The 6,251-nt window shown below is 61.4% G+C and carries 6 protein-coding genes; 1 reads left to right on the top strand and 5 read right to left on the bottom strand.

The annotated features are described in order from the left end of the window. Positions 1-853: 853 nt before the first annotated feature. The 4 genes from rpsT to AC0NIL_RS30520 form a co-directional block, all read right to left on the bottom strand. On the bottom strand, positions 854-1,120 hold the full coding sequence (gene rpsT, locus AC0NIL_RS30535; RefSeq protein ID WP_013533694.1) for a 30S ribosomal protein S20: 267 nt from the start codon (positions 1,118-1,120) through the stop codon (positions 854-856). A gap of 182 nt (positions 1,121-1,302) precedes the next feature. Next, positions 1,303-2,076 (bottom strand): enoyl-CoA hydratase, encoded by a 774-nt coding sequence (locus AC0NIL_RS30530; RefSeq protein WP_027161752.1) that lies wholly within the window; start codon positions 2,074-2,076, stop codon positions 1,303-1,305. A 132-nt stretch (positions 2,077-2,208) separates the two neighbouring features. Beyond that, positions 2,209-3,099 carry a bifunctional DNA-formamidopyrimidine glycosylase/DNA-(apurinic or apyrimidinic site) lyase gene (mutM, locus tag AC0NIL_RS30525; protein WP_275954064.1) on the bottom strand — a complete coding sequence of 297 codons (891 nt, stop codon included), beginning with the start codon at positions 3,097-3,099 and terminating at the stop codon, positions 2,209-2,211. Further along, complete coding sequence (locus AC0NIL_RS30520; protein WP_275954063.1) at positions 3,092-4,333, bottom strand: phosphopentomutase; 1,242 nt, start codon at positions 4,331-4,333, stop codon at positions 3,092-3,094. The genes mutM and AC0NIL_RS30520 overlap by 8 nt, the downstream gene beginning before the upstream one ends. A gap of 308 nt (positions 4,334-4,641) precedes the next feature. Here AC0NIL_RS30520 and AC0NIL_RS30515 point away from each other — a divergent pair, with 308 nt between their 5' ends. Then, entirely contained in the window at positions 4,642-5,562 is a 921-nt protein-coding gene (locus AC0NIL_RS30515) for a phosphate/phosphite/phosphonate ABC transporter substrate-binding protein (protein ID WP_473573295.1), read from the top strand. A gap of 34 nt (positions 5,563-5,596) precedes the next feature. On the opposite strand, the gene AC0NIL_RS30510 is transcribed toward AC0NIL_RS30515, so the two are convergent. Continuing rightward, positions 5,597-6,214 carry a TadE/TadG family type IV pilus assembly protein gene (locus tag AC0NIL_RS30510; protein WP_275954206.1) on the bottom strand — a complete coding sequence of 206 codons (618 nt, stop codon included), beginning with the start codon at positions 6,212-6,214 and terminating at the stop codon, positions 5,597-5,599. Positions 6,215-6,251: the final 37 nt, after the last annotated feature.

Genomic DNA, 6,251 nt, shown 5'->3' with positions numbered 1-6,251 from the left:
GATCTTTTCCTTGTCCTTCCGTACCTGTTTTCCGCCGGGGATGCGCCTCCTGCATCCGGTTCCGGCGACCTAAGTCTTTGCTACGATGTCCGCTGCCGCCGCCGGCAGGTGAACGTCGCCCATTATCCGTGGGAACCGGTGCCGGCCCATGGAAGCCAGTCCGCGTTGGGTATGTCAGGGCAATACAACACCGTCCGGCGAAAAGAGCGCCGGCGCGCCGTCTACCTGCCATGTCTAGTTACGCCAGTCCCCTACCGTATCGAAAAAGACAAACCAAAGCCGTCCGCGGACTTGATCCGCGTTGCAAATCCCGCCAATTTAAGCTGGCCGATTCAGGCTTGGGTTAAGAGCCAGAGCCCGTCCCTTTCGATAGATCGACACTACCGAAATCGCTGTGGATAGGGCAAGGCCACGTCTAACGGATTTTTAAGGAATCTGGTTAGTGGAGGCGGGTTCGAGTGGCATGCCGCGACGGCACATTTTAACAAAGCCATTGTGATTCAAACCCTTTTCCGGCGAATATGAAAAACCGGGCGCTGACAGAAATATTCTGAAATAATTCGCTTGACAGCGACTTCTCCCCGATCGGGCCAGTCCGGTGTGGACAAGCTGTGGATCACCATCTGTAAGCGTTTGAAAAATATAAGCTATTTTTGACAGCCAAGAATCATTAGGCCGGCGCTTTTCAAGCGTGCCGATCAACAGCAGGCATGCATATGCCGGCAAACTATTCCCTGTTGTGAAATCCGCATAAGACGCCGTTTCCGGACATTCTTTTTAAGTGCTTGCCGGCAAACGAAAAAACCCGGCACAAACGGCCGGGTCCGAAGAACGTCAGTCTAGGCAAGTAATGTCAGGCCGACAGTACCTTGACCCGCTGAGCCAGTCGCGACACCTTGCGGGACGCCGTGTTCTTGTGAATCACGCCCTTGGTTGCGGCGCGCATCAATTCCGGCTCCGCGATCTTGAAGGCAGCCTGTGCGGCAGCCTTGTCACCGGAGGCAAGCGCCTCTTCGACCTGGCGGATATAGGTGCGGACGCGCGAGCGACGGTTCTTATTGATCGCTGCGCGGCGGACGATCTTGCGCGTTGCCTTTTTGGCCGAGGATGTATTGGCCATGATGCCTCTCTTCTGATCTGGTCGGCGCATGCGGGATGCCGCAGGGCGCAAAAAACAAACGGGCTGCCACGGGGCCGCCTCGGTTGGTGCGGCTTATAGTTCAGCTTTTCCGGCGCGTCAACGCTGCCTGGCCTTCTTTTTGGCGGCCAACAGCCATCTTCTTCGAAGCCAAGGGATTGGCGTCAGCGGTTGGTGAAATTCGGCTTCCGCTTCTCGGCAAAGGCCGCCATGCCTTCCTTCTGATCGTCCAGTGCAAACAGCGAGTGAAACAGCCGGCGCTCGAACCGCAATCCCTCGGCAAGCGTCGTCTCGAAGGCGCGGTTGACAGCTTCCTTTGCCATCATCACCGATGGCAGCGAGAAAGCGGCGATCTTGGCCGCGGCCTTCAGCGCCTCCTCGACAAGTTCGCCGGCAGGCACGACCCGCGACACCAGGCCAGAACGCTCGGCCTCGGCGGCATCCATCATCCGCCCGGTCAGGCACATGTCCATCGCCTTCGACTTGCCGACAAAGCGGGTCAGCCTTTGTGACCCGCCCATGCCTGGAATGACGCCGAGCGTGATCTCGGGCTGGCCGAACTTGGCCGTGTCGGCGGCGATGATGAAATCGCACATCATCGCCAGCTCGCAACCGCCGCCGAGTGCATAGCCCGCCACCGCCGCGATAATAGGCTTTCGCGCCCGCGTCAGTTCCTCCCAGCCGACGAAGAAGTCTTGGGCGTAGGCGTCCGCATAGGAGATGGACTGCATCTCCTTGATATCGGCGCCCGCCGCGAAAGCCTTTTCGGAACCGGTGATGACCATGGCGCCGATACCGGGATCGGCGCTGAACCCGTTCACGGCTGCCACCACCTCGGTCAGGATCTGGGAGTTCAGCGCGTTGAGCGCCTGCGGCCTGTTCAGCGTGATCAGCCCGACCTTGCCGTGCGTCTCGGTGATGATCGTCTCATAGGTCATGGCTGCTTCTCCTTGCTTACGCTCGTCTAGAGCGGTTCATCGTTTCACGGAAACGCAGAACCGCTCCATCTCCTTGTCTTGACGCAATTTCGGACGGAAAACCGCCCTCGCTTTTGCTGGAATTGCTCTGACTCATCGCTGACATGTCCGGCAATAAAAGGTCGATCGGCCGCTCTGCACGACACGCTCGATGTGGCCGCCGCAACTGGGCTTGGAGCAGGCCTCGCCTTCGCGGTCGTAGACGGCGAAGGCGTGTTGGAAATAGCCCAGCGACCCATCGGTCTGCATATAGTCCCGCAGTGAGGAACCGCCGGCTGCGATCGCATCCGATATCACCGAACGAATGGCTTGCGCGAGGTGTTCGCTTTGGGCCTGGGCTTTCTTTCCGGGCCTGGCGATCGTGCCCGCCTCGCGCAGCGGCGACAGGCCCGCACGCCACAACGCCTCCGACACATAGATATTGCCGAGCCCGGCGATCAGCCTCTGGTCGAGAAGCGCTGCCTTCAGCGGTGATCTCCGCCCCTTCATCAATGAGGAAAGCAGCGCACCGTCCAATGTGTTGCCCGTAGGCTCGACGCCAAGTCCAGCCAGCATCGGATGAACGTCCGGCAGTCCTTCCGCAAACAACATGAAGCCGAAGCGGCGCGGATCATTGAAGATCACGCGCGATCGGGTACCGGCCGGAGACACGACATGAAAGACGACGTGGTCGTGATTGGAGCTCTTCGAGCGGTCGTGCCGAAAGATGCCGGGCATGTCGCTGCCATCGGCCGTCTCGATGCGGAATGAGCCCGACATGCCGAGATGGCAGATCAGCGCGGGGCCGCCTTCCAGGTCCATCGTCAGATACTTGGCCCGGCGGCCGAGTGCCGTGATCGTCTTGCCGGCCAGTCGCTGCGCGAATTTCTCGGGAAATGGAAAGCGCAGATCCGGTCGGCGCGCCTCGACGCGGGCGATGGTGGCGCCTTCCAGAACCGGCTGAAGTCCGCGCCGGACGGTTTCGACCTCCGGTAACTCAGGCATGACCGCCGATCGCCGCATAGAAAGAACTGCCGTAGCGTCCGGGCGCCAGCCCGAGATGCTCGGCCACGGTTTCGCCGATGTCGGCGAATGTCGTTCTCAGTCCGATGTCGCCGCTCTTGAGACCCGGTCCAGTGCCGATCACCGGAACCCGCTCGCGCGTGTGATCGGTCCCGGCCCAGGTAGGGTCGTTGCCGTGGTCGGCCGTCAGGATGAGAAGATCGCCCTGCCGCAGCCTCGCAAATGCCTCCGGCAGCCGCAGGTCGAAGGCCTCGAGCGCTGCAGCATAGCCCGCGACATCGCGGCGGTGACCGAATTCGGTGTCGAAGTCGACGAAATTGGCGAAGACGAGGTCACCGTCGCCGGCATCATCCATCGCACCCAGCGCTTCGTCGAACATCGCCATGTTGCCTGCCGCCTTGCGCACTTGCGAAATTCCGCGATGGGCGAAGATGTCGCCGATCTTGCCGACGGCGATGACACGGCTGCCACGCGCCGTCAGCCGGTCGAGCAGGGTCGGTTCCGGCGGGGGCACGGCGTAGTCATGACGGTTGTATGTCCGCTCGAAAGTGGCGGTGGTTTCGCCGACGAACGGCCGCGCGATCACCCGTCCGATCCTGAGCGGGTCAACCAGCCTGCGCACCACCTGGCAGAATTCATAAAGCCGATCGAGGCCGAAATGGACTTCATGCGCGGCGATTTGCAGGACCGAGTCGACCGACGTGTAGCAGATCGGCTTGCCGGTCCGGATGTGTTCCTCGCCGAAGCGCTCGATGATTTCGGTGCCCGGCGCATGGCAATTGCCGAGAATGCCCGGCACCTTGCCTTCGCGGATCATCGCCTCGGTCAGTTCGGCCGGAAAGGCGGGAACCGTATCCGGGAAATAGCCCCAGTCGAGGCGCACCGGCAGGCCGGCGATCTCCCAATGGCCCGACGGCGTGTCCTTGCCGCTCGAAACCTCCTGTGCGGCGCCGTGAAAGGCAGTTGGGAGCAGATCCGTCCCGCTGCTGGCAAAGCCCAGCCCCGTTGCGGTTTCGGCAGCCTTGCCAAGCCCGAGCGAGGCCATCTGGGGGACAAACAGCGGTCCACTGCGAAGCCCTTCGCGATCCGCGCGGCCCTCTGCACAGGCTTCTGCGATGTGCGCGAATGTGTTGGCGCCGGCGTCGCCGTAGCGGTCGGCGTCGGCCGCTCCACCGATGCCGAAGGAGTCCAGAACGAAGAGGAAAGCGCGTGCCATCGAGTTGTTGCCAGTTTGACCGACCAGACATAGGGTTCCGCGACTTCATTGGCAATTCGGAAACCAAACGGCAACGGCTTGGCGTGATAGTCTGGTGCATGTCGCCCAAAAGTGCGCAGCGATTTTGGGATAACGACATGCACAAACAGAGATGCATGTCGCCCAAAAGTGCGCAGCGGTTTTGGGATAACGACATGCACAAACAGAGATGCATGTCGCCCAAAAGTGCGCAGCGGTTTTGGGCTGCGACATGCACAAATGCTCCGGGCATGGGCATGAATCGAGGACAACAGACCGTGGTTCCTGTCATGAGGGTTGCGCTGAAGACTTATGCCGCTCTCATGCTGGCGCAGGTCGCGCTCTGGTCCAATCCGGCGCATGCCGACTGGCGCGACGATATCGGCACGTTTCGCATCGGCATCGTTGCCGAGCCAGGCGCCGGCAACTCCGTTCCGGGGCTGGCACTGTTGACCGACGCCTACACCAAGGCCTTGGGCATGAAGGTCGAGTTTGTCGTTGCCCGCAACTATGCCGCGCTGATCGAGGCGCAGGCCAATGCCCGCATCGAATATGCGATCTATTCGGCCACCGCATATGCGACGGCCTCGCAGCGCTGCTTATGTATCGAACCGCTTGTGGCTCCGGTCGATTCAGACGGCGCGATCGGCATCCGCTCGATTCTGCTGACGCGGGACGGCAAGCTGCCCGACCTTGCGGCGATGGACAGCCATCGTATCGCCATGGCGCCTCCTGACAGCGTCGGCGGTTCTCTCTTGCCATTGGCGGCGTTGGCGGCGGAAGGCCGCAAGATCGCGGAAGATGCACCGTTTCTGGTCCATGCCGATTCGGCCGCGGCGGCCGAGACGATGCTGGTCGACGGCAAAGCCGCTGGCCTGTTCGGCTGGGTGACGGCCGCTGCCGACAGCCGGCCGGGAGCACCGGGCACGCAGGCGAGGTTGGAGGCGGCAGGGCTCTCGGTGACGGCGCTTCGGATCGTATGGACGTCGGGCCTGTTGAGATACGGCCCCCATGCGGTCCGCAGCGATCTCGACCCCGAAGCCAAGCGCCGGCTTGCCGTGTTCCTCACCAACCTCAAGTCGACGACGCCCGATATCTACGATCTCCTGGAATCGAAACATTCCGGCGGCTTCGCCACCGTGGCGCCAAAAGACTACGAGATGGCCGCTGCTATCGTGCGCTTCGTTTCGGACCGTGGGCCGCAGCAGTAGCTGGAGCGGCCTGCGCACGCCTGGCTGCCTCTGTTCAACAGTCGCTGCAAGGGATCGTCACGCTTCTGCGGGGGCGCAGAAAATAGGTTTCGCCCATGGTTATGTTGCTGAAAGCCGAGGTCAGCCCAAGCTTCTGTTGACTGCTCGCGCTCCACGCGATGACCGGCGTATAGCCGAGGTTGCTTTCGACGCGGATGAGAAAAGTGTTGGCGACTCTGAGCGACGCCGGGATCGTTGTCTCGGTGGTGGCGGCGGCGCCAGGGCTGGCAACGCCGGCTACCAATTTGCGTGACCACACCACCAGTGCCCTCGTCGCATCGGCCGAGACCTGGATTGCCGTGACGGTGATGGTCGGATTTGAGCGGTTGTAGGGCTGAAGGGTGACGCTGCCGATCTGCATGATGGCGTCGACATCCGCCTTGAGGACGCTTGTCTGCTGGGTGACGAGATCGGCCACCATGCTGCCGATACGGCTGACCTTCTTGCTGGTCTCGATGGCTTGCGACGCTTCCATTGTGAGGAAATACATGATCAGCAGAATTGGCATGATCAACGCGAATTCGACCGCCGCGATGCCACGACGATCGGACCAGAACAGACTTGCTTTCCGCCAAACTCCCGTAATCATAAGATGTGCCCCCGCACGCATCATGCCCATTGCCCTTTTCTTATACTGCTCGTGCATTCCG

It is taken from the genome of Mesorhizobium sp. WSM1343 (assembly GCF_055901535.1).
The sequence above is the reverse complement of the archived record's forward strand: the minus strand, read 5'-3'. Positions and strand labels throughout refer to the sequence as shown.